General features: G+C 63.6%; 16 protein-coding genes and 1 pseudogene. 8 read left to right on the forward strand and 9 right to left on the reverse strand.

The window, feature by feature from the left end; all coding sequences use genetic code 11:
* Positions 1-11: 11 nt before the first annotated feature.
* From ACN6NG_RS28780 to ACN6NG_RS28790, 3 genes are read left to right on the forward strand one after another with little or no spacing between them, the layout of a single operon-like run.
* Positions 12-971, forward strand: coding sequence for an HlyD family secretion protein (locus ACN6NG_RS28780; RefSeq protein WP_341797076.1), 960 nt, complete (start codon positions 12-14; stop codon positions 969-971).
* Positions 968-3,688, forward strand: coding sequence for a ribosome-associated ATPase/putative transporter RbbA (rbbA, locus tag ACN6NG_RS28785; protein ID WP_474317394.1), 2,721 nt, complete (start codon positions 968-970; stop codon positions 3,686-3,688). Before ACN6NG_RS28780 ends, rbbA begins: the two co-directional genes overlap by 4 nt.
* A 1-nt stretch (position 3,689) precedes the next feature.
* Positions 3,690-4,802 carry an ABC transporter permease gene (locus tag ACN6NG_RS28790; protein ID WP_016502169.1) on the forward strand — a complete coding sequence of 371 codons (1,113 nt, stop codon included), beginning with the start codon at positions 3,690-3,692 and terminating at the stop codon, positions 4,800-4,802.
* A 58-nt stretch (positions 4,803-4,860) separates the two neighbouring features.
* Here the strand turns inward: ACN6NG_RS28790 and ACN6NG_RS28795 are convergent, their stop codons facing one another.
* Entirely contained in the window at positions 4,861-5,265 is a 405-nt protein-coding gene (locus tag ACN6NG_RS28795) for a flagellar basal body-associated protein FliL (RefSeq protein WP_016489751.1), read from the reverse strand.
* 157 nt (positions 5,266-5,422) lie between these two features.
* On the opposite strand from ACN6NG_RS28795, the gene ACN6NG_RS28800 reads away from it, so the two are divergent.
* Positions 5,423-6,400, forward strand: coding sequence for an NADPH:quinone oxidoreductase family protein (locus tag ACN6NG_RS28800; RefSeq protein WP_063424115.1), 978 nt, complete (start codon positions 5,423-5,425; stop codon positions 6,398-6,400).
* A gap of 32 nt (positions 6,401-6,432) precedes the next feature.
* Here ACN6NG_RS28800 and ACN6NG_RS28805 read toward each other — a convergent pair whose 3' ends face one another.
* From ACN6NG_RS28805 to trxA, 5 genes are all read right to left on the reverse strand, one after another.
* Complete coding sequence (locus ACN6NG_RS28805) at positions 6,433-7,083, reverse strand: gamma-glutamylcyclotransferase (protein ID WP_063424114.1); 651 nt, start codon at positions 7,081-7,083, stop codon at positions 6,433-6,435.
* Between the two features lie 247 nt (positions 7,084-7,330).
* The gene (locus ACN6NG_RS28810; protein WP_016502173.1) at positions 7,331-8,299 is read right to left on the reverse strand and encodes a CDP-6-deoxy-delta-3,4-glucoseen reductase; all 969 of its coding nucleotides are present in this window, start codon (positions 8,297-8,299) and stop codon (positions 7,331-7,333) included.
* Positions 8,299-9,765, reverse strand: a complete 1,467-nt coding sequence (gene ubiD / locus ACN6NG_RS28815) for a 4-hydroxy-3-polyprenylbenzoate decarboxylase (RefSeq protein ID WP_016502174.1) — start codon at positions 9,763-9,765, stop codon at positions 8,299-8,301. The genes ACN6NG_RS28810 and ubiD overlap by 1 nt, the downstream gene beginning before the upstream one ends.
* 203 nt (positions 9,766-9,968) lie before the next feature.
* Positions 9,969-11,228, reverse strand: a complete 1,260-nt coding sequence (rho, locus tag ACN6NG_RS28820; protein ID WP_003253661.1) for a transcription termination factor Rho — start codon at positions 11,226-11,228, stop codon at positions 9,969-9,971.
* 228 nt (positions 11,229-11,456) lie between these two features.
* Entirely contained in the window at positions 11,457-11,783 is a 327-nt protein-coding gene (gene trxA / locus ACN6NG_RS28825; protein WP_063424113.1) for a thioredoxin TrxA, read from the reverse strand.
* A 256-nt stretch (positions 11,784-12,039) separates the two neighbouring features.
* On the opposite strand from trxA, the gene ppx reads away from it, so the two are divergent.
* Complete coding sequence (ppx, locus tag ACN6NG_RS28830) at positions 12,040-13,542, forward strand: exopolyphosphatase (protein ID WP_063424112.1); 1,503 nt, start codon at positions 12,040-12,042, stop codon at positions 13,540-13,542.
* On the opposite strand, the gene ppk1 is transcribed toward ppx, so the two are convergent.
* On the reverse strand, positions 13,529-15,784 hold the full coding sequence (gene ppk1, locus ACN6NG_RS28835; protein ID WP_063424111.1) for a polyphosphate kinase 1: 2,256 nt from the start codon (positions 15,782-15,784) through the stop codon (positions 13,529-13,531). The two genes, ppx and ppk1, sit on opposite strands and share 14 nt — an antisense overlap.
* Before the next feature lie 213 nt (positions 15,785-15,997).
* On the opposite strand from ppk1, the gene ACN6NG_RS28840 reads away from it, so the two are divergent.
* Positions 15,998-16,642 carry a DedA family protein gene (locus ACN6NG_RS28840; RefSeq protein WP_081237931.1) on the forward strand — a complete coding sequence of 215 codons (645 nt, stop codon included), beginning with the start codon at positions 15,998-16,000 and terminating at the stop codon, positions 16,640-16,642.
* A gap of 501 nt (positions 16,643-17,143) precedes the next feature.
* On the opposite strand, the pseudogene ACN6NG_RS28845 reads toward ACN6NG_RS28840, so the two are convergent.
* Positions 17,144-17,770: pseudogene (locus tag ACN6NG_RS28845) on the reverse strand (sterol desaturase family protein); the annotation flags it as partial.
* Positions 17,771-17,882: 112 nt separating this feature from the next.
* Between ACN6NG_RS28845 and elbB the strand changes: the two are divergent.
* Positions 17,883-18,551, forward strand: a complete 669-nt coding sequence (gene elbB, locus ACN6NG_RS28850; protein ID WP_063424108.1) for an isoprenoid biosynthesis glyoxalase ElbB — start codon at positions 17,883-17,885, stop codon at positions 18,549-18,551.
* Between the two features lie 28 nt (positions 18,552-18,579).
* Here elbB and ACN6NG_RS28855 read toward each other — a convergent pair whose 3' ends face one another.
* The gene (locus tag ACN6NG_RS28855) at positions 18,580-19,032 is read right to left on the reverse strand and encodes a YaiI/YqxD family protein (protein ID WP_019473824.1); all 453 of its coding nucleotides are present in this window, start codon (positions 19,030-19,032) and stop codon (positions 18,580-18,582) included.
* A 167-nt stretch (positions 19,033-19,199) separates the two neighbouring features.
* Here ACN6NG_RS28855 and ACN6NG_RS28860 point away from each other — a divergent pair, with 167 nt between their 5' ends.
* Positions 19,200-22,049 carry a class I adenylate cyclase gene (locus tag ACN6NG_RS28860; protein ID WP_353457106.1) on the forward strand — a complete coding sequence of 950 codons (2,850 nt, stop codon included), beginning with the start codon at positions 19,200-19,202 and terminating at the stop codon, positions 22,047-22,049.
* The last annotated feature ends 116 nt before the right edge of the window (positions 22,050-22,165 follow it).

A 22,165-nucleotide genomic window follows, 5' to 3' on the forward strand; every position in this document is an offset into this window, starting at 1 on the left:
GATGCAGATCGATGAACCGATACGCCCCCAGAATCTTCGCCACCGCGCTGATCGCCCTGCTCGCTGCAGCCGCGGGGCTGGGGTACTGGAAGTCGCTCCACGACCAGCTGCCCGAAGGCCTGAGCATGGGCAACGGCCGCCTCGAAGCCACCGAAGTGCAGATCGCCAGCAAGGTCCCCGGCCGCCTGGCCGAAGTGCTGGTCGACGAAGGCGACAAAGTCACCCGCGGCCAGCTACTGGCGCGCATTGACACCCGCACCATGGAAGCCCAGCGCACCCAGGCCGAAGCCGAAGTGCTGCGCGCGCGGGAAAACTACGCCGCGGCCCAGGCCAGCGTACAGCTGCGCCAGAGCGAACTGTTGCTGGCCAGCCAGGACCTCAAGCGCGTGCGCGAAATCTTCCAGCGCAAATACGCCAGCCAGCAACTGCTCGACCAGCAACAGGCACGCTTTGACACCGCCAACGCCGCCGTGGTCGCCGCCCGCGCCCAGCTGGCAGCGATCAAAGCCGCCATCGGCGCAGCCGAAGCCCAGGTGGCCCAGCTCACAAGCGAAATCGACGACAGCAGCCTGCGTGCGCCCATCAACGGCATTATCCAGCTGCGCCTGGCCGAGCCCGGTGAAGTGCTGGGTGCCGGCGGCCGCGTGCTGATGCTGATCGACCCCAGCGACCAGTACATGAATCTGTACCTGCCGGCTTCCACCAGCGGCACGCTGACCGTAGGCGACCAGGCGCGCATCGTGCTCGACGCCCTGCCCGAGCGCGCCTTGCCGGCCAAGGTGGCCTTTGTCGCAGCCAAGGCCCAGTTCACCCCCAAGCAGGTCGAAACCCGCGACGAGCGGCAAAAGCTGGTGTTCCGCGTCAAGCTTCGCCTGACCGACCCCGGCGCAGTGCCGCAGGCCAAACCGGGTATGCCAGGCGCCGGGTATGTGCGCACGGCTGAGGTGGACTGGCCGGCCAACCTGCAATGAACGCCCCGGCACTGCTGGCCGAGGGCATCGGCCACCGCTACGGCGACCTGGTGGCCCTGCACACCCTCGACTTCAGCCTGCCTGCGGGCACCCGCTGCGCGCTGATCGGCCCTGACGGCGCCGGCAAATCGACCTTGCTGGGGTTGATCGCCGGCGTTAAACGGCTGCAACAGGGCGAGCTGCAGGTGCTGGGTGGCTCGATCCGCCAGCGCCGTCATCGCGCGGCGCTGTACCCAAAAGTGGCGTTCATGCCGCAGGGGCTGGGCAATAACCTGTACCCGGAGCTGTCGATCAGCGAGAACATCCGCTTTTTCGCCACCCTGTTCGGCCTGGGCCGCCGCGAGTGCGAACAGCGCATGGCCAACCTGCTGCAGGCCACCGACCTGCAACGCTTTGCCGAGCGCCCGGCCGGCAAGCTGTCGGGTGGCATGAAGCAGAAGCTGGGGCTGTGCTGCGCGCTGATCCACGAGCCGGACCTGCTGATCCTCGACGAACCCACCACCGGCGTGGACCCGCTGTCGCGTCGGCGCTTCTGGGAGCTGGTCGAACAGGTTCGCGCACAGCGCCCGCAGCTGACCCTGCTGGTGGCGACCGCCTACATGGAAGAGGCCGAACAATTCGAGCATTGCCTGATGCTCGATGGCGGCCGCCTACTCGCCGCAGGCCCCAGCCACGACTTGGCTGCGGTCACCCCCAGCGGCAAGCTGGACGACGCCTTCACCCACTACCAGGGCGAGGGCAAGGCGCAGCAGCAACCCTTGCGCATCCCGCCGCGCCCGGCGACGGACAGCCCGGTCGCCATCGAGGCCCACGACCTGACACTGCGCTTTGGGGACTTCACGGCGGTGAACAAGGTCAGTTTCGCCATTGGCCGTGGCGAGATCTTCGGCTTCCTCGGCTCCAACGGCTGCGGCAAGACCACCACCATGAAAGTGCTCACCGGGCTGATGCCGGCCAGCGAGGGCAGCGCCAGCCTGCTCGGCCGCCCGGTGGACGCCAGTGACCTGGGCACGCGCAAGCGGGTCGGGTTCATGTCGCAGAGTTTCTCGCTGTATGGCGAGCTCAGCACCCGGCAGAACCTGGCCTTGCATGCCCGCCTGTTCGACCTGCCCAAAGCCGAGAGCGCCCAACGCATCGATGAGCTGATCGAGCGCTTCGACCTCGCCGCTATTGCCGACCAACCGTCCGGCGCCCTGCCCCTTGGCCTGCGCCAGCGCCTGTCATTGGCGGTGGCGGTACTGCATCGCCCGGAAGTGTTGATTCTCGATGAACCGACCTCCGGCGTCGATCCGGCCGCTCGCGACGGCTTCTGGCGCCTGTTGGTGGAATTGTCACGCGAACAGGGCGTGACCATTTTCCTCTCCACCCACTTCATGAACGAAGCCCAGCGCTGCGACCGCATCTCGTTGATGCATGCCGGGCGGGTACTGGCCTGCGACACACCCGATGCCCTGCAGCGCCAGTACCAAGGTGACACTTTGGAGGACGCGTTCGTGCGTTGCCTGGAGCAGGCCCAGGAGCTCGCGCCGCCAGCCGCGGACAACGCCGTGCTGGAGCAGGCAGCTACGCCCGCTCCGCCGCTGCGCCAGGGCTTCAGCCTGCGCCGCCTGCTGGCGGTGGCCAGCCGTGAGGGCAAGGAACTGCTGCGCGACAAGGTACGCCTGGCCTTCGCCCTGGCAGGCGCGCTGTTCATGATGGTGATCTTCGGCTACGGCATTTCGCTGGATGTAGAAAACCTTGCCTTCGCCGTGCACGACCAGGACCAGAGCCCGCAAAGCCGGGCCTACCTTGAGGCCTTCCGTGGCTCACGCTATTTTGCCGAACAGGCGCCGATTCGTGACAGCCGCGAGATGCACCAGCGCTTGCAACGCTCGGAAATCAAACTGGCGCTGGAGATTCCGCCCGGCTTTGGCCGCGACCTGTACGCCGGGCGCCAACCGGTGGTGGCGGCCTGGCTCGACGGCGGCATGCCGTTCCGCGCAGAAACCAGCCGCAACTACGTGGAAGCCGTGCACCAGGCCAACCTTGAGCAACTGGCAAAGGCCAGCCCAGAGCCGCAGCCGCGTCAGGAGCTGGTGCGCCTGGAAACACGTTTTCGTTACAACCAGGACGTGGTCAGCGTGAATGCCATCGGCCCCGGCGTGATGGCGCTGATCCTGGCTTTCATCCCCGCCATGCTCACCGCGCTGGGCATTGTCCGCGAGAAAGAGCTCGGCTCCATCACCAACTTCTACGCCACCCCCCTCACCCGCCTGGAGTTCCTGCTGGGCAAGCAGATGCCTTACCTGGCCGTGAGCCTGATCAACCTGGCGCTGCTGGTGGCCATGAACCGCTGGCTGTTCGCCGTGCCGCTCAAGGGCAGCGTGCTGGCCCTGGCCTGTGGTGGCGTGGCCTACCTGCTAGCCACCACCAGCCTCGGGCTGTTGATCTCGGCCTTCACCCGCACCCAGATCGCGGCCATCCTGGGCACCATGATCATCACCAGCCTGCCAACCATCCAGTTTTCCGGGCTGATCGTGCCACGCTCGTCGCTGGACGGCGCAGCGGCGGTGATGGGTCAGCTGTTCCCGGCGGGCTACTTTCTCGATATCGCGGTCGGCACCTTCACCAAGGCGCTGGGGCTGCGTGAGCTGTGGCCGCAGTGCCTGATCCTGCTGGGCTTCTTCGCTGCCTTCACGGGCCTGAGCCTGGCCATGTTGAAGAAGCAGGAGGCCTGACATGTCGCGCCTGAACCACACCCTGCGCCTGGGCCTGAAAGAACTGACCAGCCTGCGCCATGACAGCGTGCTGCTGCTGTTCCTGCTGTATGCCTTCAGCGTGGCGATCTACATGCCGGCCGCCGGCTCGGTGATCGGCGTACACAACGCCAGCGTCGCGGTAGTGGACGAAGACCACAGCCTGCTGTCGCGCAAATTGACCCAGGCCCTGCAACCGCCCGAGTTCCAGCCCGCCGTGTCGCTGCCCGCAGAACGCCTGGACCAGGCCATGGACAGCGGCGAGTACACCTTCGTGATCAACGTACCGGTGAACTTCCAGAGCGACCTGCTGGCCGGGCGCTCGCCGGAGCTGCAGGTCAACGTCGACGCCACGGCCATGAGCCAGGCGTTCATGGGCGCCGGCTACATCGGCCGCATCTTCGAGCGCGAGCTGCTCGACTACAGCCAGCGCGGCAACGTGCAAAGCCCAGTGCTGATCAACCCCAAGGCGCTGTTCAACCCCAACCTTGAGGGGGGCTGGTTCCTGGCGGTGATCCAGATCGTCAACAACATCACCATCCTGGCGATCATCCTCACCGGCACCGCGCTGCTGCGCGAGCGTGAGCATGGCACCCTCGACCACCTGCTGGTGCTGCCGCTCACCGCACTGGAAATCATGCTGGCGAAAATCGGCAGCAACGCGCTGGTGGTGGTGATCTGCACGTGGGTTTCGCTGGTGGTGGTCGTGAAAGGCGCGCTGGGTGTGCCGCTGTCCGGCTCGATGGGGCTGTTTCTGGCCGTGACCGCGCTGTACCTGTTCGCCAGTACCGCGCTGGGCATCTTCCTCGCCACCCTGGCACGCTCGACGCCGCAGTTCGGCCTGCTGGCAATCCCGGTGATCATCCCGATGCTGTTGCTGTCTGGCGGCAGCACACCCCTGGACAGCATGCCCCAATGGCTGCAATGGGTGATGCAGGGGTCACCGTCGACGCACTTTGTCAGCCTGGGCACTGCGATCCTGTTCCGGGATGCCGGCTGGGCGGTGGTTTGGCCGGATATCCTGGCGCTGGCGCTGATCGGCCTGGTGTTTTTCAGCGTCGCCCTGGCGCGGTTTCGCCGTAGCCTGGCGTCCTGACACCTCAGGATCTATGGTCGGCAATTGTGGGAGCGGGCAAGCCCGCTCCCACAATTGATCACTGCACGATCAGGTTGTTGAACAGCAGGTCCTCGACAATCGGCTTGCCTTCTTCCGCTTCCAGCACCTGCTGCACCTGCTTCAGCGCCTCCTGGCGAAGGTGTTCCTTGGCCTCGACGTTGCTCATGTTGTCCACGGTCTGCTGAGTGAACAGTGCTACCAGCTGGTTGCGGATCAGCGGTTCGTGATGCTTTACCGCCTTGGCCGCTTCGTCACCGGTCACGCGCAGGGCCACGTCGGCCTTGTACACGCGCAGCCGCGGGCCGCCGTCGAGGGCATAGTTGCCCACAAAGGGTGGGCTCAGGCTGATGTAAGCAACCTTGGGCGCCCCTTCCTTGGCTTCTTCGGCCATGGCCGCAGCCGGCAGCAGCAGCGCCAGCACCATCAAGATCCACGCTTTCACGAATTCGCTCCTCAATACAGTTGGCGCCAGCTTACCCAGCACGCCGCTCAAACCCAAGCCCGGGCTTATGCCGGGCCATCAGGGCGGGCCATGCTCGTTGACCCGGCAAGCGGCCCTCCTACACTTATCGGCCACTACCCGCAAAGGAATAGCCCCGATGAAAGCTGTGTTGTGCAAAACCCTGGGTCCGGCGCGCGATCTGGTACTGGAAGACGTGGCCAGCCCGCAGCCCAGGAAAAACGAGATCCTGCTGGATGTGCAGGCCGCCGGTGTCAATTTCCCCGACACCCTGATCATCGAAGGCAAATACCAGTTCCAGCCACCGCTGCCGTTCTCACCCGGCGGCGAAGCCGCGGGCGTGGTGGCCGCGGTCGGGGAAAAAGCCGGCGCGCTCAAGGTCGGCGACCGGGTCATGGCGCTCACCGGTTGGGGTGCTTTCGCCGAGCAGGTGGCGGTGCCCTTCTACAACGTACTGCCGATCCCGGCCAGCATGGACTTCACCACCGCTGCCGCCTTCGGCATGACCTATGGCACCTCGATGCACGCCCTGCGCCAGCGCGGCCAACTGCAAGCAGGCGAGACGCTGCTGGTACTGGGCGCATCCGGTGGGGTCGGTCTGGCGGCGGTGGAAATCGGCAAGGCCATGGGCGCGCGGGTGATCGCGGCAGCCAGCAGTGCCGAGAAACTGGCCGTGGCCAAGGCAGCCGGGGCAGATGAGCTGATCGACTACACCCAGGCCAGCCTGCGCGAAGAAATCAAGCGGCTGACCGGTGGCCAGGGCGTGGACGTCATTTACGACCCAGTGGGGGGCGAGCTGTTCGAGCAGGCAGTGCGCGGGCTGGCCTGGAATGGCCGGCTGCTGGTGGTGGGTTTTGCCAGCGGCAGCATTCCACAGCTGGCGGCCAACCTGGTGCTGCTCAAGGGCGCGGCGGTGCTGGGGGTGTTCTGGGGGGCGTTTGCACAGCGCCAGCCCGAGGATAACGCGGCCAACTTCAAGCAGCTGTTTGCCTGGCATGCCGAAGGCAAGTTGAAGCCGCTGGTGTCGCAGACTTATCCACTGGCCGAGGCCGGGGCTGCCATCGAGAAACTGGGGCAGCGGCAGGCTGTGGGTAAGTTGGTGGTGTTGATGCATTGATTATTCTGGGGCCGCACAGCGGCCCCAAAACCTCAAACTTCACGCAGGTTATGGCAACGCCTGAACCGCGCCTCCAGGTTGCGATCTGGCATCTGGTGGCTGCGCAAGGCATTCAAGGTCTGCTCGACATAGTCACGCGTAGTGCCATAACGCCCTTTGGCACTGGCCAGGATCTGGCTGAGCAAGGTATCCGGCAGGTTGCCCGCATAGCACGGCAAATGCCGCTCCAGCACAAAGCCCAAGGCCTGCACTTTGCTGCCATCGCCCAGCCGGCAGCTAAGCCAGTGCGGCCGGTAGGCCGGGTACGGCATCTCTCGTTGCCACAGGGCCATCAACGAGTCATCCAGGCTGCTTTCATCCAGCCGATAGGCAAAGCCGCTGCAGGAGCCACCACGGTCCAGGCCAAACACAAGCCCGGGGGTTTCCGGGGTACCGCGATGCTCGTGCGACCACAGGTACAAACCACGGTGATAACCATGTACCCGCGCGCGCTGGCGTTCTACCGAACTGCACTCCGGGCGCCAGATCAACGAACCATAGGCAAACAACCATACCGGCCCACCCTGATGTCGAGACATGGTCGTCTTCATCGAGTTGAACAACTGTTCGCGAGTATGTTGCTGACCAAAGTCGAGAGCCGGAGGATATGAAACTGCCCAGGACAAGCTTTCAATTACCGACATAAACCGCCGCCGTTATCCCTGTAAACTACGGATGTAGCGAAATTTGACTACGCTGCGACCCCAGGCCGCTGTACCAAGGGCGCTTGCAGTAACCATAGGCCAAAATTGCAGGAATACTCAAGCCCTCGCGCAAGCGTTTTATACGCGGTTCCGACGACTGGAAAGTATTGTTTCGGCAACTGTGAAAGTTATTCGCCAAGGCGGTAAATATATACCGCCTTATTCCCACACTTTTAAACTTCGGTTATTAACCGCGTGGCGCGTAGGCAAACACATCGGCACGCATGCGGTGGGCATCCATACCGGCTTCGACCAGGGCGTCGAGGGTGGCATAGATCATGTTCGGTGAACCGCTGGCATATACATGCACGGTATTGAGGTCGGCGATGTCCTCGCAGACCGCCTCATGCAGCATGCCGCAGCGGCCTTCCCAGCCGCACAGGTCGCTGACGACCTGGTGCAGAAACAGGTTGGGCAGGCGCTGCCATTCGTCCCAGTGCTCTATCTGGTAGAAGTCTTCGGGCCGACGCACGCCCCAGTACAGGTGTACCGGGTGTTTGAAGCCGTTGGCGCGGCAATGCTCGAGCAGGCTGTGCATCTGGCCCATGCCGGTGCCCGCGGCAATCAGCACCAGTGGCCCGTCGGGCAGCTCGGCCAGGTGGGTGTCGCCAAACGGCATTTCGATGCGGGCCAAGCCATCACGCTTGAGCTGCTCGATCAGTTGCAATGCACTGGGCTCACGCGCCAGCACGTGCAGCTCCAGCTCTCGCCCGGCGTGGGGTGCGGAGGCCAGCGAAAACGCGGCAGGCTTGCCGCCCTCGCGCTCGATCATCAGGTACTGCCCGGCGTGGTATCGCAGTGGCTTGCCGGCTGGCGCACGCAGGCGCACCCGCCAGACGTCGCCACCAACGTCGACGCATTCACTGACGCTGCACGCCAGCTTGCGTACCGGCAGCTCGCCCAGGGCGAGCACACCATCCCAGAGCAACACACAGTCCTCCAGCGGTTCGGCAATGCAGGTAAACAGCTCGCCATGGTCACGGACTTCGCCGTCCTGGCGTACCCGCCCTTCGACCAACAACGCGGCGCAGACATGGCAATTGCCATTGCGGCAGCTATTCGGGCAGTCATAGCCCAACCGCCGCGCTCCATCCAGGATCCGTTCCCCGGGTTCGAGCGCCAGCACCGCCCCGGACGGCTGCAACGTTACCTGCATCAATCTATTCCCAACTGATCCCACAGCTCATCGATACGGCGGGTGACGGCTTCGTCCTTGACGATGACCCGCCCCCATTCGCGTGTAGTCTCGCCCGGCCACTTGTGCGTGGCGTCCAGGCCCATCTTCGACCCCAGCCCCGATACCGGCGACGCGAAGTCCAGGTAGTCGATCGGCGTGTTGTCGATCATCACCGTATCACGCTTGGGGTCCATGCGCGTGGTGATGGCCCAGATCACATCGTTCCAGTCACGGGCGTTGATATCGTCATCGGTGACAATAACGAACTTGGTGTACATGAACTGTCGCAGAAACGACCACACACCCAGCATCACGCGCTTGGCGTGGCCCGGGTACTGCTTTTTCATGGTGACCACCGCCATACGGTACGAGCAGCCTTCCGGCGGCAGGTAGAAGTCGGTGATTTCCGGGAACTGCTTCTGCAGGATCGGCACGAACACTTCGTTCAATGCCACGCCGAGAATCGCCGGCTCATCTGGCGGCCGGCCCGTGTAGGTGCTGTGGTAGATCGGCTTCTGCCGGTGGGTAATGCGCTCGACGGTGAACACCGGGAAGCTGTCCACTTCGTTGTAGTAGCCGGTATGGTCGCCATACGGGCCTTCCGGGGCCATTTCGCCCGGGTGGATCACGCCTTCCAGGATGATTTCGGCGGTGGCCGGTACCTGCAGGTTGCTGCCACGGCACTTGACCAGCTCGGTGCGATTGCCGCGCAGCAGGCCGGCGAAGGCATATTCGGAGAGGGTGTCCGGCACCGGGGTCACGGCACCGAGGATGGTCGCCGGGTCAGCACCCAGGGCCACGGCAACCGGGAACGGCTGGCCGGGGTTTTTCTCGCACCACTCACGGTAGTCGAGGGCACCACCACGGTGGCTCAGCCAGCGCATGATGACCTTGTTGCGGCCAATGACCTGCTGGCGGTAGATGCCCAGGTTCTGGCGATCCTTGTTCGGGCCGCGGGTGACGGTAAGGCCCCAGGTGATCAGCGGCGCCACGTCGCCTGGCCAGCAGTGCTGGATCGGCAGTGCGCCGAGGTCGACGTCGTCACCCTCGACCACCACTTCCTGGCATACCGCGTCCTTGACCACTTTCGGTGCCATCGACACGACTTTCTTGAAGATCGGCAGCTTGGACCAAGCGTCCTTCAGGCCCTTCGGCGGCTCTGGCTCCTTGAGGAAGGCCAGCAACTTGCCGATTTCGCGCAGTTCTTCGACCGACTCGGCGCCCATGCCCATGGCCACGCGCTCTGGCGTGCCGAACAGGTTACCAAGCACCGGAATATCGAAGCCGGTGGGCTTTTCGAACAGCAATGCCGGGCCCTTCGCACGCAGGGTGCGGTCGCAGACCTCGGTCATTTCCAGGACGGGGGAGATCGGTACCTGGATGCGCTTGAGCTCGCCGCGCTGTTCCAGGCCACGGATGAAGTCGCGCAAGTCGCGATACTGCATGCAAAAGCCTCGTGTTGGCCGTATCGGTCGGGGTGCAGAGTGTAGCGCCGTTCGGGCATTGTTTGGGGGCAAAAATGCACTAGGGCCGCTTCGCAGCCCTTCGCGGGCACGCCCGCTCCCACAAGTTCAGTGCGATCCTTGTGGGAGCGGGCGTGCCCGCGAAGGGGCGCGAAGCGGCCCCAATTACGGCTTGGTCGGGAAGCTTACTTGCGCTTCATCGACAGGAAGAACTCGTCGTTGGTCTTGGTCTGCTTGAGCTTGTCGACCAGGAACTCGATGGCGGCGATTTCGTCCATCGGGTGCAGCAGCTTGCGCAGGATCCACATGCGCTGCAGTTCGTCGTCGGCGGTCAGCAGCTCTTCGCGGCGGGTACCGGAACGGTTGATGTTGATGGCCGGGAACACGCGCTTCTCGGCGATGCGGCGGTCCAGAGGCAGCTCCATGTTGCCGGTGCCCTTGAACTCTTCGTAGATCACTTCGTCCATCTTCGAGCCGGTTTCGACCAGCGCGGTGGCGATGATGGTCAGCGAACCGCCTTCTTCGATGTTACGCGCGGCGCCGAAGAAGCGCTTCGGCTTCTCCAGGGCGTGGGCGTCGACACCACCGGTCAGCACCTTGCCGGAGCTTGGGATCACGGTGTTGTAGGCACGCGCCAGACGGGTGATGGAGTCCAGCAGGATGACCACGTCCTTCTTGTGCTCGACCAGGCGCTTGGCCTTCTCGATCACCATTTCGGCAACCTGCACGTGGCGGGTTGGCGGCTCGTCGAAGGTGGAAGCAACCACTTCGCCGCGCACGGTGCGCTGCATTTCGGTCACTTCTTCCGGGCGCTCGTCGATAAGCAGCACGATCAAGTGGCACTCGGGATTGTTACGGGTGATGTTGGCCGCGATGTTCTGCAGCATGATGGTCTTGCCCGCTTTTGGCGGGGCGACGATCAGGCCACGCTGGCCTTTGCCGATCGGGGCGCACAGGTCGATGACGCGACCGGTCAGGTCTTCGGTAGAGCCGTTACCGGCTTCCATCTTCAGGCGCTTGTTCGGGAACAGCGGCGTCAGGTTTTCGAACAGGATCTTGTTCTTCGCGTTTTCCGGACGGTCGAAGTTGATGGTATCAACCTTCAGCAGGGCGAAGTAACGCTCCCCTTCCTTCGGCGGGCGGATCTTGCCGACGATGGTGTCGCCGGTACGCAGGTTGAAACGGCGGATCTGGCTGGGCGAGACGTAGATATCGTCCGGGCCGGCCAGGTAGGACGCATCAGCCGAGCGCAGGAAACCGAAACCATCCTGGAGAATCTCCAGCACGCCGTCACCCGAAATCTCTTCGCCGCTCTTCGCGTGCTTCTTCAGCAGGGCGAAGATCACGTCCTGTTTGCGCGAACGGGCCATGTTCTCGATGCCCATCTGTTCGGCCATTTCCAAAAGATCGGTAATCGGCTTTTGCTTGAGTTCAGTCAGGTTCATAAGGGGAGTGACGTAATCATGTAAGAAGGGAGAATTAAGCTTCTGGCTTAATGAGGCCGCGCCGCTAGATGGCGACAGGATCGCGTACTGATTCGAATTAGGGATGCTTCGGCGACGGCGTGTAGAGGGCACTGGAAAAGCAGTGCGAGGCCGAATGTAACACTTGCTTTTTTCTGCGTCTAGTGCTCTGGAAAAGAAAAACCCCGCATTTGCGGGGCTTTTTTCACATCACAGGTGGGCGTCGAGGAACGCGGCCAGCTGCGACTTGGAAAGCGCGCCAACCTTGGTGGCTTCGACGTTACCGTTCTTGAACAGCATCAGCGTCGGGATACCACGCACGCCGTGCTTGGCCGGGGTTTCCTGGTTCTCGTCGATATTCAGCTTGGCGACGGTCAGCTTGCCCTCGTAGGTGGTAGCGATATCGTCCAGAACCGGAGCGATCATCTTGCATGGGCCGCACCACTCAGCCCAGTAGTCGACCAGCACCGGGCCTTGAGCCTGCAGTACGTCGGCTTCGAAGCTGGCGTCGGTGACGTGTTTGATTTTGTCGCTCATGGAAATCTCCAAGGTCGTAAGCAATAAAAAACGTTGCCCATCATAGCTGCCCCCGCCGCCGACAGGAAGCCACGGACGATTGACTGTAACTATAGTTGCGCAAGACGCCGCGAATCGAAACTGTCATACAGCCGTCATAGAATCGAATGGCACATTGCCTTGCATCAAGGCCAGCACATCGGCTGCGTGTCACGCGTTGGCGTCAGCCTGCTATCGTGGCACGATTGCCGGGTTAACGACCGAGAACAACCAGATCATGCCGCATACCATCGCGAAGAACCTGTCCCTGATCGCCGCCATCGACCTTGGCTCCAACAGTTTTCACATGGTCGTGGCCAAGGCCCACCATACCGAAATCCGCATTCTCGAGCGGCTCGGCGAGAAGGTTCAGCTTGCCGCCGGCATCGACGAAGACCGCAAACTCAGTGAAGAGGCAATGGAACGAGGCCTGGATTGCCTTAAGCGCTTTTCCCAGCTGATCAACGGCATGCCGGCAGGCTCCGTGCGTATCGTCGGTACCAACGCCTTGCGCGAAGCGCGCAACCGTAACGAGTTCATCCAGCGTGCCGAAGCCATCCTCGGCCACCCGGTGGAGGTCATCTCCGGCCGTGAAGAGGCGCGACTGATCTATCTGGGCGTTTCGCACACCCTGGCCGATACCCCCGGCAAACGCCTGGTGGCGGACATCGGCGGCGGCAGTACCGAGTTCATCATCGGCCAGCGCTTCGAGCCGCTGCTGCGCGAAAGCCTGCAGATGGGCTGCGTCAGCTTCACCCAGCGCTACTTCCGCGACGGCAAGATCACCCCGGCCCGCTACGCCCAGGCCTACACGGCCGCGCGCCTGGAGCTGATGAGTATCGAGCATGCCCTGCATCGCCTGACCTGGGACGAGGCCATTGGCTCGTCCGGCACCATCCGCGCCATCGGCGCCGCCATCAAGGCCGGCGGCTTGGGCAATGGCGAGGTCAACGCCGAGGGCCTGGCCTGGGTCAAGCGCAAGCTGTTCAAGCTGGGGGAAGTCGACAAGATCGACTTCGACGGCATCAAGCCGGACCGCCGCACGATCTTCCCGGCGGGCATGGCCATTCTCGAAGCGATTTTCGACGCGCTGGAACTGCAGCGCATGGACCACTGTGACGGCGCCCTGCGCGAAGGTGTACTGTTCGACCTGCTCGGCCGCCACCACCATGAAGACGTGCGCGAACGCACCCTCAACTCGTTGATGGAGCGTTACCACGTGGACCAGGGCCAGGCTGCGCGCGTGGAACGCAAGGCACTGCATGCCTTCGACCAAGTGGCCGATGCTTGGGGGCTGAAAGACGGAAATTGGCGCGATCTGCTGGGCTGGGCCGCGAAAGTGCACGAAGTAGGCCTCGATATCGCCCACTATCACTACCACAAGCACGGCGCCTACCTGATCGAGCACTCCGACCTTTCGGGCTTCTCCCGCGAGGACCAGCAGATGATGGCCTTGCTGGTACGCGGCCACCGCCGCAACATCCCCAAGGACAAGTTCGCCGAGCTGGGTGACGAAGGCATCAAGCTGCTGCGCCTGTGCGTGCTGCTGCGTTTCGCCATTCTGTTTCACCACATCCGTGGCAACCAGCAGATGCCGAAGGTGGTGCTCAAGGCTGGCGATGCAAGCCTGGATGTGGCCTTCCCTGAAGGCTGGCTGGAACAGAACCAGCTGACCCAGGCCGACTTCGCCAACGAGGCGGAGTGGCTGGCCCGGGTCGGCTTCGTCCTCAGCGTACGTTGAGGACCGGGTTGCTCAGGCGCTCCAGCAGGGTCGCCTGGGCACTGCGCGGGTTCTGGTTGCCGGTCGGGGTGATGCGCACGTAGCGCCCGTCTGGCTGCAAGGTCCAGGCGTGGGTGTTGTCGGTCAGGTAGCCTTCCAGCTCCTTCTTCACCCGCAGCAACAGCTTCTTGCCTTCCACCGGGAAACAGGTCTCGACGCGCTTGTCGAGGTTGCGCTCCATCCAGTCGGCACTGGACAGGTAGATCTGCTCTTCGCCGCCATTGAGGAAGTAGAACACCCGCGTGTGCTCAAGGAAGCGGCCGATGATCGAGCGCACCTGGATATTGTGTGAAACCCCCGGAATGCCTGGGCGCAGGCAGCACATGCCACGCACCACCAGGTCGATCTTCACACCCGACTGACTAGCCTTGTACAGCGCCTTGATGACCTTGGCGTCGGTCAGCGAGTTGAACTTGGCAATGATGTGCGCCGGCTTGCCTTCGAGGGCAAACTGGGTTTCGCGCGCAATCATGTCGAGCATGCCCTTCTTCAGGGTGAACGGCGCGTGCAGCAGCTTTTTCATGCGCAGCGTCTTGCCCATGCCGATGAGCTGGCTGAACAGCTTGCCGACGTCCTCGGTGAGGGCGTCGTCTGAGGTCAGCAAGCTGTAGTCGGTGTACAGGCGGGCATTGCCGGCGTGGTAGTTGCCGGTGCCCAGGTGCGCATAACGCACGATCTCGCCCTGCTCGCGACGCAGGATCAGCATCATCTTGGCGTGGGTCTTGAAACCGACCACGCCGTAGATCACCACCGCACCGGCCGCTTGCAGGCGGCTGGCCATCTGCAGGTTGGACTCTTCGTCGAAGCGCGCGCGCAGTTCGATCACCGCAGTGACCTCCTTGCCGTTACGCGCAGCGTCTACCAGGGCGTCGACAATTTCCGAGTTGGCCCCGGACCGGTACAGGGTCTGGCGCACGGCAAGCACGTGCGGGTCCTTGGCGGCCTGGCGCAGCAGGTCGACCACCGGGGTGAAGGACTCGAAGGGGTGCATCAGCAGGATGTCCTGCTTGCTGATCACGCTGAAAATGTTGTCGGCGTTCACCAGCAGCTTGGGGATCGCCGGGGTGAACGGCGTGTACTGAAGCTCCGGATGGCTGTCCAGGCCGGTGATGCTGAACAGGCGGGTGAGGTTGACCGGGCCATTGACCTGGTATAGCTCGCTTTCGCTGAGGCTGAACTGCTTGAGCAGGTAGTCCGACAGGTGTTTCGGGCAAGTGTCGGCCACCTCCAGGCGCACGGCGTCGCCGTAACGGCGCGAGAACAGCTCGCCGCGCAGGGCGCGGGCCAGGTCGTCGACTTCTTCGGAGTCCAGCGCCAGGTCGGCGTTACGGGTCAGGCGGAACTGGTAGCAGCCCTTCACCTTCATGCCCTGGAACAGGTCGTCGGCGTGCGCGTGGATCATCGACGACAGGAACACGTAGTTGGCACCCGGGCCGCCCACCTCTTCAGGCACGCGGATAACCCGGGGCAGCAGGCGCGGGGCCGGGATGATCGCCAGGCCCGAGTCGCGACCGAAGGCATCGACCCCCTCCAGCTCGACGATGAAGTTGAGGCTCTTGTTCACCAGCAGCGGGAACGGGTGGGTCGGGTCGAGGCCGATCGGGGTGATGATCGGGGCGATTTCGTCGCGGAAATAGCGGCGCACCCAGGTCTTGAGCTTGGGCGTCCAGTAACGGCGGCGAATAAAGCGGATGTGGTGCTTTTCCAGCTCCGGCAGCAGCACGTCGTTGAGGATCGCGTACTGGCGCTCTACCTCGATGTGCACCAGCTCGCTGATACGCGCCAGCGCCTGGTGCGGCTGCAGGCCGTCGGCACCGGCCTGTTCACGGGCGAAGTTGATCTGCTTCTTCAGGCCGGCGACGCGGATCTCGAAGAACTCGTCGAGGTTGCTGGAGAAGATCAACAGGAACTTGAGGCGTTCGAGCAGTGGGTAGTTCTCGTCCAGGGCCTGTTCCAGCACGCGGATGTTGAACTGCAGCTGCGAGAGTTCGCGATGAATGTACAGGCTGCTGTCGTCCAGGCCGGGGACGGTGATTGCAGGGGCCGGCGCGGGCGCCGGCGCTGCGGCCACAGGCTCGGCGACCTGCTCCTCTACAGGCTCCGGCTCGGGCGCCGGCGGCAGGTCTGGCGGGGTCTGCACCAACTCTTCCGGGAGCTCCTGGGCTTCCTTGATCGCGACAGGGGTGAGCACTTCATTATTCATCTGGCGTTCCTGAGGACGTTAACGCCCTATCATCAATTGAGCGGCAAGATAAGCGCCCATTATGACGCCTGTGTTACACACCAGGGCAAGCCATGGCGCGTGGCCTCTGGCATTGTCTGTGTAGGAATTGTTCACGTCGAGACACATTTGGACACTTTCACGAATGCGCGCGAAGGGGTAGGCTGCGCGTTCATTTCGCCAGCACCTCAGAAAATGCTTCAACAATTCCTGCAGGATTTCGGCTACTTTGCCCTTTTTCTAGGCACCTTCTTCGAAGGCGAGACCATCCTGGTGCTTGCGGGTTTCCTTGCGTTCCGTGGGTACATGGACATCAAACTGGTGTGCCTGGTGGCGTTCCTCGGCAGCTATGCCGGCGACCAGCTGTGGTACTTCATGGGCCGCCGCCATGGGCGCAGGATCCTGGCGCGCAAACCACGCTGGCAAGCAATGGGTGACCGGGCGCTGGACCACATTCGCCGCCACCCCGACATCTGGGTGCTGAGCTTCCGCTTCGTCTATGGCCTGCGTACGGTCATGCCGGTGGCCATTGGCCTGTCGGGCTACCCGCCGCGCCGCTACCTTCTGCTCAATGGACTTGGCGCGGCCATCTGGGCAATAGCCCTGGGCGCGGCTGCGTACCACTTCGGCGCCATCCTCGAAGGCCTGCTGGGCAACGTGAAGCGTTACGAGCTATGGGTACTTGGTGGCCTGGTGGGGCTGGGCGTGCTGTTGTGGCTGCGCCGGCGCTTCCGCACCTTGCGCGCGGAGCGCAAGGCGGCGGACCAGGCCCAGGCCCCACAGGCTGAGAAGGCTGTAGACCACGAGCAGGACCCAGGCCAGCGGCGCGACCACCGCTAGGCCCAGTGCGCCGGCCAGGTACAGCGCCGGCGCATTCACCACCAACCGCGCCAGTTCCAGGCGCGCGGCCCAGGGCCGGTTCTCCAGCAACCCGCCCAGTACGAACAGACCAAACGCCATGAGCGACCAGCCGAGCACCAGCGCGGCGGCCGGCACGCGTTCGGCTACGTCCATCAGGTAGCTGCCCAAGGCCACATAAACAACGAACTGCGTCGCCACGTAGGCTTGTTGCGGGCGGCCCAGGGCAACCTCGAACTTGCGAAACAGCGCCAGGTCCTGCTTGGCCTGTGGGTAACGTGCGGCCACATCAGCCGGGCGCCAACCGGTGGGCATGAACCAGATGCGCAACTTGTCCCGCAGGCTGGCAGTGTGCCGGGCGTCATGCCAGAGCTGGGCATAGAACTGCAGGTTGGCCCACAGCGGGTTCCAGCTGGCCAGCGGCGTGGTTACCCCGAACACCACAGGCTCGGCCGGGTCCTCCTCTTTGAAGGTGCCGAACAGACGGTCCCAGAGAATGAACACACCGCCGTAGTTGCGATCCAAGTAAACAGGGTTTTGCGCATGGTGGACGCGATGGTTGGATGGTGTGATCAACACCCACTCAAGCCAGCCGAGCTTGGGAATGTGCCGGGTATGTACCCAGAACTGGTACAGCAGGTTGAGCGATGCCACGGTGATGAACACCAGTGGCGGCACGCCCAGCAGTGCCAGCGGCAGGTAGAAGACCCACGAGAAGATGAACCCGCTACTGGTCTGGCGCAACGCGGTGGTGAGGTTGTATTCCTCGCTCTGGTGATGCACCGAATGCGCGGCCCACAGCACGTTGCGTTCATGGCCCAGTCGGTGCAGCCAGTAGTAGCAGAAGTCGTACAGGACAAAGGCCAGCAGCCATACCCACCAGGCTTCGGGCGGCAGCCGCAACAGCGCCAGGTGCTCGAACGCCAGGGCATAGGTCAGCAGCCCTACTCCCTTGGTCAGCAACCCGGTGCTGGTCGACAGGGCGCCAGTGCTCAGGCTGTTGATCGAGTCGGCCAGGGTAAAGTTGCGCTGGCCACGCACACGGTCGGCCACCAGCTCCACGGCGATGAGCACGAAGAAGAACGGCACGGCCAGCAATATCAGGTCCATGGGTACGGCCTCAGGCGGTATCCATCAAGATTAGGCCGCGCCTGCGGCAACCCCTATGGCGACATCTGCCAAACTAGAGGACATTTAGCGCCTCGACACTGGAGTAATGAGCATGACAAAAAAAGTAGCGGTGATTCTTTCCGGCTGTGGCGTGTATGACGGCGCCGAAATCCACGAAAGCGTGATCACCCTGCTGCGCCTCGACCAGCGCGGTGCGCAGGTGCAGTGCTTCGCGCCGAACATTGCGCAGATGCATGTCATCAACCACCTGACCGGCGAAGAAATGCCCGAGTCGCGCAATGTGCTGGTGGAGTCGGCGCGCATTGCCCGCGGCGAGGTCAAGGACATCCGCGAAGCCAAGGCTGAAGACTTCGATGCGCTGATCGTGCCTGGCGGCTTCGGGGCGGCGAAAAACCTGTCCAACTTCGCCGTGGAAGGCGCCAACTGCAGCGTCAACCCGGACGTGCTCGCCCTGGCCGAAGCCTTTGCCGACGCCTGCAAGCCGGTTGGCCTGATCTGCATTTCGCCGGCACTGGCCGCGAAGATCTACGGGCCGGGCGTGGTCTGCACCATCGGTAGCGACGCAGGCACTGCGGCGGCTGTCGAGAAAATGGGCGGCACCCATGAAGAGTGCGATGTACACGACATTGTCGAAGACACTCAGCGCAAGCTGGTGACTACCCCGGCTTACATGGAGGCCAAGTCCATCAGCGAAGCGGCGGGCGGGATCTACAAGCTGGTGGACCGAATCCTGGAACTCACGCACGAGGGTGACCAGTAAGCCTTTGGGGCCGCTGCGCAGCCCCGCATCAGGTTTTACTCAGCCGGGCAATGATCCGGTCCAGCGCATTGGCAAACGCCTGCTTTTCACGTTCACCATAAGCCGCCTGCCCTCCCCCCACCTGGCCCTGCTCACGCAACTCGGTGAACAGGTTGCGCGCCGCCAGGCGGTCGCCCATGTTGCGCTCGTCGAATTCGCGCCCGCGCGGGTCCAGCACGGTCACGCCTTTTTTAACCAGGCGGTCAGCCAGCGGCACATCACTGCAGATCACCAGCTCGCCCGGCACGGCGTGTTCGACCAGGTAGTCGTCCGCTGCGTCCATGCCGCTGGGTACCACGATCAGGCGCACGATCGCGAACGCTGGTTTGGCCACGGCCTGGCCCGCTACCATCACCACTTCGAACTTGCGCTTGAGGGCGAATTTGACGATCAGATCCTTGGCCGCCTTGGGGCAGGCGTCGGCATCGATCCATACACGCATCGGAATTTCTCTACATGAAATCAGTGCGCCCATCATGCCTGAAGCGCAGCAAAAGCTGGAGCAGGCGCGCGCTGGAAAAATGGCGCCAAAAATCCCAATTAGCGCTTATCCGGCCCCACCACTCAGGCTACACTCGCCACAGCTTTACTGGCCTGCCCGAGCGCACAATGAACCACCCTCACGAAATCCGCCCTGACCTGGACGAAGGCATCGATCGCAAGGTCCTGGCGACATTGCGTGCGCGTTTCCTGCAGCTGAACCAGGGGAGGCTGCAACGGGCAATGGAAGGCCTGTCGACACGCCAGCAACAGGTACTGACGCTACTGCCGCTGCTGTTTCACGTGAACCATCCGCTGTTGCCGGGCTACGTCTCGGGTAGCACACCGGCTGGCGTGTCGGGCTACGAGCCAGGTGCCGAGCTGGTGGTCGAGGCCCAGCGCCTGGCCCGCTCGTTCACCTACAAGGCCCGCCATGGCAACCCGCCACGCCCGATCCATGGCCTCTACCTGATGGGCAGCCTGGGCTCACTGGCCCAGGCCGAGCACAGCGACATGGACCTGTGGGTGTGCCATGCGCCCGGCTTGCCCGAGCACTTGCTGGCAGAACTGCGCCGCAAGTGCCAATTGCTGGAGGATTGGGCGGCAAGCCTGGGCGCCGAGGCGCATTTCTTCCTGATCGACACGCAAGGCTTTGCCCAGGGCCAACGCGACGGCCAACTGGGCTCCGACGACTGCGGTACCACCCAGCACTACCTGCTACTGGACGAGTTCTACCGCACCACCCTCTGGCTGGCAGGGCGCACACCCCTGTGGTGGCTGGTACCCGTCTACCAGGAGCACAATTACCGCGCCTACACCCAGACCCTGCTGACCAAGCGTTTCATCCGCAGCCAGGATGCCCTCGACCTCGGCAACCTGGCGCACATCCCGCCCGGCGAGTTCGTCGGTGCCGGCCTGTGGCAACTGTTCAAGGGCATCGATTCGCCCTACAAATCGCTGCTCAAGCTGTTGCTGACCGAGACCTACGCCAGTGAACACCCGGCCGTCCGCTGCCTGAGCCTGGATTACAAGCAGGCGGTGTTCGCCAACCAGCTCGACCTCGACGAGCTGGACCCGTATGTGATGGTGTACCGACGCATCGAACGTTACCTGCTGCAACGTGGCGAGCCTGCGCGCCTGGAGCTGGTAAGGCGCAGCCTGTACCTGAAGGTGAACAAGAAGCTCAGCGACCAGGGCCGCGCCAGTGGCTGGCAGCGCCGGCTGTTGCAGCGCCTGGCAGACGAGTGGGGTTGGGACGAGCGTCAGCTGGCCCTGCTGGATAGCCGCAGCCAATGGAAAGTGCAGCAAGTCGCTGTCGAGCGCCGCGAACTGGTGGCCGAGCTGAACCATAGCTACCGCTTCCTCAGCCAGTTTGCCAGCACCCAGAACGCCAGCAGCCGCGCCGACCAGCGCGACCTCAATGTGCTGGGCCGGCGCCTGTATGCGGCCTTCGAGCGCCGCGCCGGCAAGGTCGAAGTGATCAACCCCGGCATCGCCCCGGACCTGGCCGAAGGCACCCTGACCCTGGTCCAGGCGCCCAACCGCAAGGAGCCCGGCAGCTACCACTGGGAGCTGTACAGCGGCAACCTGAGTACCCACGAGGTGGAGCACTTCAGCCCGATCAAACGCTGCCGCGAGCTGCTTGAACTGCTGGCCTGGGCCCACCGCAACGGCGTGATCGACAGCAGCACGCGCCTGGCGCTGCACCCGGGCGTCAGCGACCTCAGCGAGTTCGAGCTGTTCAACCTGATGGGTTGCCTGCAGCAAAGCATTCCCCTGCCCTTGCCGATCGTCAGCGAAGTGCGCCTGCTGCAGCCCAGCGTTGCCGACGAGGTGCTGTTGCTGGTCAATGTCGCCATCGACCCGCTGCGCCATCACCGCGACCTGAACATCCTGATGACCACCGAGCGTACCGATTCGTTGAGCTACGCAGGCGTGCGCGAGAACCTGGTGCTGACCCTGGACCAGGTCACGCTGAACAGCTGGAACGAAGTGCTGGTCCAGCGCTACGACGGTGAGCACGCGCTGGTGCGCTGCCTGCGGGACTTCCTCAACAACCCGGTGCTGCGCGGCCACCGGCCACGGGTACGGGTGCGCTGTTTTTGCCAGAGCCGCGCGCAGGCCATCGGCCAGCGCGTGGAGGAAATTTTCGACACGGTGCAGCTGCTGCTGGACCAAGGCTTGAACCACCGCTACCTGCTACAGGTGGCCCAACACACCCATGTGCTGGAGCTGTTGGCCGGGCATGTCGGCCTGGCCACCCTGGCCGAGCACGAAGCCCTGCTGGCCCACCTGGGCGAGGAGCGTAGCGCCTACAGCCCGCTGTACCTGGATAGCAACGCACTGCTGGACCACGACTTGCGCCTGGTGCTGGAACAGGGCCGCCCGGCTTGCATCCAGGTGTTCTACCGCCTGCAGGGTGGCTGGGCCGAGTTGTATGTGCTGGACGAATACAATGCCCTGTGGCAGCAGCGCCTTCCCCTGCATGACGAAGCCCACCTGCTGCTGCCACTGCAACGCTTCCTGCGATCAGTGGTGATGCGCCGTGATGCCCGGCTGCCGCTGGATACCCAGCGCGCTGCCTCGCTGGACATCCACTACGCGCAACTGTTGCCTTCCGGCGCTGGCAAGGCGCGCAGCATCGAGGCGCGCCAGGCTCCGGTCGAAGGCAGCGGCCAGCCTTACTATGAGGTGCAGGCCATCATCCAGGCCGGAATGGCGGGTGCGGCACATGTGACGCTGTACTGCGACCAGCAAGAGTTTTCCGAGCTGGAGCATGGTGGTCAGCTGTATGCAGTGGTGGCCAGGCAGATCATCGGGCAACGGCGCGGTGCCGGACAGTACCGGTGCTACATCACCGACCTGGATTTGTCCGAGCTGCTGGATGACCGGCTGGGCGCGACGCAGGCGTACCTGAGCTACAAGCGGATGCTGGAGCAGGCGTTGAATGAGGGGTTGGAGCAGGTGCTGGGGGAATGACCGAGGGCTGCTCTGCAGCCCATCGCCGGCAAGCCAGCTCCCACAAGGGTTTCACCAGGGCCGAGGCCGGCGCCGGACCTGTGGGAGCTGGCTGGCCGGCGATGGGCCGCACAGCG

Source organism: Pseudomonas sp. TSO6, assembly GCF_056098905.1.

Bases quoted from the DNA above. Each gene is read 5' to 3' on its own strand.
- ACN6NG_RS28780 (WP_341797076.1), top strand. From the start codon at position 12: ATGAACCGATACGCCCCCAGAATCTTCGCCACCGCGCTGATCGCCCTG.
- rbbA (WP_474317394.1), top strand. From the start codon at position 968: ATGAACGCCCCGGCACTGCTGGCCGAGGGCATCGGCCACCGCTACGGC.
- ACN6NG_RS28790 (WP_016502169.1), top strand. From the start codon at position 3,690: ATGTCGCGCCTGAACCACACCCTGCGCCTGGGCCTGAAAGAACTGACC.
- ACN6NG_RS28800 (WP_063424115.1), top strand. From the start codon at position 5,423: ATGAAAGCTGTGTTGTGCAAAACCCTGGGTCCGGCGCGCGATCTGGTA.
- ACN6NG_RS28805 (WP_063424114.1), bottom strand. From the start codon at position 7,083: ATGTCGGTAATTGAAAGCTTGTCCTGGGCAGTTTCATATCCTCCGGCT.
- ACN6NG_RS28810 (WP_016502173.1), bottom strand. From the start codon at position 8,299: ATGCAGGTAACGTTGCAGCCGTCCGGGGCGGTGCTGGCGCTCGAACCC.
- ubiD (WP_016502174.1), bottom strand. From the start codon at position 9,765: ATGCAGTATCGCGACTTGCGCGACTTCATCCGTGGCCTGGAACAGCGC.
- rho (WP_003253661.1), bottom strand. From the start codon at position 11,228: ATGAACCTGACTGAACTCAAGCAAAAGCCGATTACCGATCTTTTGGAA.
- trxA (WP_063424113.1), bottom strand. From the start codon at position 11,783: ATGAGCGACAAAATCAAACACGTCACCGACGCCAGCTTCGAAGCCGAC.
- ppx (WP_063424112.1), top strand. From the start codon at position 12,040: ATGCCGCATACCATCGCGAAGAACCTGTCCCTGATCGCCGCCATCGAC.
- ppk1 (WP_063424111.1), bottom strand. From the start codon at position 15,784: ATGAATAATGAAGTGCTCACCCCTGTCGCGATCAAGGAAGCCCAGGAG.
- ACN6NG_RS28840 (WP_081237931.1), top strand. From the start codon at position 15,998: ATGCTTCAACAATTCCTGCAGGATTTCGGCTACTTTGCCCTTTTTCTA.
- elbB (WP_063424108.1), top strand. From the start codon at position 17,883: ATGACAAAAAAAGTAGCGGTGATTCTTTCCGGCTGTGGCGTGTATGAC.
- ACN6NG_RS28855 (WP_019473824.1), bottom strand. From the start codon at position 19,032: ATGCGTGTATGGATCGATGCCGACGCCTGCCCCAAGGCGGCCAAGGAT.
- ACN6NG_RS28860 (WP_353457106.1), top strand. From the start codon at position 19,200: ATGAACCACCCTCACGAAATCCGCCCTGACCTGGACGAAGGCATCGAT.